Source organism: Streptomyces sp. sk2.1, assembly GCF_008120935.1.
GTDB lineage: Bacteria > Actinomycetota > Actinomycetes > Streptomycetales > Streptomycetaceae > Streptomyces.
On sequence record NZ_RDBO01000175.1, the window covers coordinates 1 to 2,917 of the forward strand.

The 2,917-nt window shown below is 72.6% G+C and carries 1 protein-coding gene; it reads right to left on the reverse strand.

Annotated features, from left to right (window positions below; translation table 11 throughout):
• The coding region (locus EAO76_RS41980; RefSeq protein ID WP_187439027.1) for an amino acid adenylation domain-containing protein at positions 1 to 2,822 on the reverse strand (2,822 nt) is incomplete at its 3' end.
• Between the last annotated feature and the right edge of the window lie 95 nt (positions 2,823 to 2,917).

The window sequence follows — 2,917 nt, forward strand, 5'->3', positions numbered from 1 at the left end:
ACCACCACAGCCGCCTGCGCAACCCCCGCACAACCAGCCACCACAGCCGACACCTCACCCGGCTCGACCCGGAAACCCCGAATCTTCACCTGATCATCGGCACGACCCACGAACTCCACCTGACCATCCGCCAACAACCGCACCACATCACCCGTGCGATACATCCGCGAACCAGCCGGACCATACGGATCCGCCACAAACCGCGAACCCGTCAGACCCGCACGCCCCACATACCCACGCGCCAACCCCACACCCGACACATACAACTCACCCGCAACACCCGGAGCCACCAACCCCAACGCACCATCCAACACATACACCCGCGTGTTCCACACCGCACGACCGATCGGCGGGACGGACGGGGAGCCGTCGGCGGAGAGCGGGTCGCTCATGGTGGCGCAGACGGTGGTCTCCGTCGGGCCGTAGGCGTTGATCATCCGGCGGTCCCGCGACCACCGCTCGACGAGCGTCGGGGAGCACGCCTCGCCGGCCACGGTCAGCACCATGCCCGGCGGCAGGCCGTCCTCGTCCAGCGCGGCGAGGGCGGCGGGCGGGATGGTCGCGTGGGTGACCCGCCGGCGGTGGGTCAGCTCGGTGAGGGACCGGCCCGGCAGCAGCCGGTCGGCCGGTGCCAGGACGAGCGCCGAGCCGGACAGCAGGGCCAGGCACAGCTCGGAGAAGGCCGCGTCGAAGCTCGGCGAGGCGAACTGGAGGATCCGGCTCCCCTCGTGCACGGCGAACCGCTCGATCTGGCTGCCCGCGAGGTTGGCCACCCCCCGGTGGGTCACCAGCACGCCCTTGGGGTTGCCGGTGGAGCCGGAGGTGTAGATGACGTACGCCGGGCTGTCCAACGTCAGCGGGGCGTGCCGGTCCGCGTCCGTGGGACTGTGGCCGGGGCGCTCGGGGGCGATGTCGCCGCCGAGGACCAGGGCGGCCGTGCCGGTGCCGATCTCCGGCAGCCGGTGGGCGGTGTCCCGGTCGACCAGCAGCAGCGCGGGCCGGGCGTCGCCGATCACGTACGCGATCCGCTCGGCCGGGTACTCCGGGTCGATGGGCAGGAAGGCGCCGCCCGCCTTGGAGACGGCGAGGACGGCCACCACCTGGTCGATGGAGCGGGGCAGCAGCAGACCCACGACGGACTCGGGGCCGATGTTCCGCGCGATGAGCAGGTGGGCGAGGTGGTTGGCCCGCTCGTCCAGCTCGGCGTAGGTGAGATCGGTCGAGGGCCCCTCCGTCTCGTCGTACACCACGGCCGTGGCGTCCGGCGTACGGGCCGCCTGCGCCTGGAACAGCTCGGGGAAGACGTCGAACCGCACGTCACGGGTGGTGCTGTCCCACTCGGTCCGCAGCCGGTCCGTCTCCTCGGCGGTGATGACGCCGACCCGGCCGACCGGCCGCCCGGGCTCCGTCACGATCAGTTCGAGCAGTCCGCGCAGCCGGGCCCCGAGCAGCTCGGTCCCGGCCGCGGTGAACGCGTCCGGCCGGTGGTCGAAGCGCAGCTCCAGGCGGGTGCCGGGGACGACGGCCAGCGAGAGCGGGTAGTGCGCCGCGTCCCTGACCCGGGCGTCGACGGCGCGCAGACCGGTGCCGGGCAGGTCGAGGACGCCCGGGTCCAGCGGGTAGTTCTCGAAGACCAGCAGGGTGTCGAAGAGTTCGCCGAGTCCGGTCGACGCGGTGACCTCGGAGAGGCCGACGTGCTGGTGCTCCATGAGGCCGGCCTGTTCGTCCTGCAGCCGGGCGAGCAGGTCCGCCAGCGGCTCGGCCGGGTCCAGGACCAGGCGTACGGGCAGGGTGTTGCTGAACAGGCCCACCATGCCCTCGGCCCCCGGCAGGTCGGCCGGGCGGCCGGAGACGGTGGCGCCGAAGACGACGTCGTCGCGGCCGGTGAGCCGGGCCAGCAGCAGGGCCCACGCCCCCTGGAGGAGCGTGTTCACGGTGAGTCCGCGCGACCTCGCCCAGGCGTGCAGGGTCGCGGTGAGCTCCTCGGACAGCCGGACGGAGTGCCGCTCCGGTGTCGTCGGCAGGTCCCCGGACCCGGCGGGCGCGAGCAGGGTGGGCTCGTCGAGTCCGGCCAGGGCCTCGCGCCATGCCGTGCCGGCCGCGGCGCGGTCCTGCCGGGAGAGCCATTCCAGGTGGTCGCGGAACTGCGGGGGCTCGGGCAGCGCGAAGCCGTCGCCCCGGTGCGCGTACAGCTCGAACAGTTCGCGTACGGCGATGGGCACCGACCAGCCGTCCCACAGGAGGTGGTGGTTGGTCAGCACGAGCCGGTGGCGGCGGTCGCCGAGCCGGATGGCGGTGAAGCGCAGGAGCGGCGGGGCGGCCGGGTCGAAGCGGCGGGCCCGGTCCTCGTCGAGGACCCGGGCGGCCTCCGCCTCGCGGTCGGCCTCGTCGTACCCGGTCAGGTCGACGTCCTGCCACGGCACCTCCGCGGATGCGGGGATCACCTGGACCGGACGGCCGGATTCCTGGTGGACGAAGGCCGCCCGCAGGTTGGGCCGGCGCTCCAGCAGGGTCCGGGCCGCGGCGCGCATGGCCGTGGCGTCGAAGTCGCCCTCCAGGTCGAAGACGAGCTGGATGGCGTAGAGGTCGGGGGCGTCGGACTCACCGCCGTAGACGGTGTGGAAGTGGAGTCCTTCCTGGAGCGGGGAGAGCGGGAGGACGTCGACGAGCCCCGGATACGCGCTCTCCAGCACCTCGATCTCGCCCTGCGTCACCTCCACCAACCCGACGTCCGACGGCGTCAGACCACCCGCACCCGGCTCACCCGCCGCAACCACCAACGACTCCAGGACCTCCACCCACGCACGGGCAAGACCCTCCACCTCACCCTCACCGAACAAACCACCCGGCCACGCCCACACCGCCGACAACACCGAACCATCCACACCGTCCAACGTCAGAGCATTCACCTCCAACG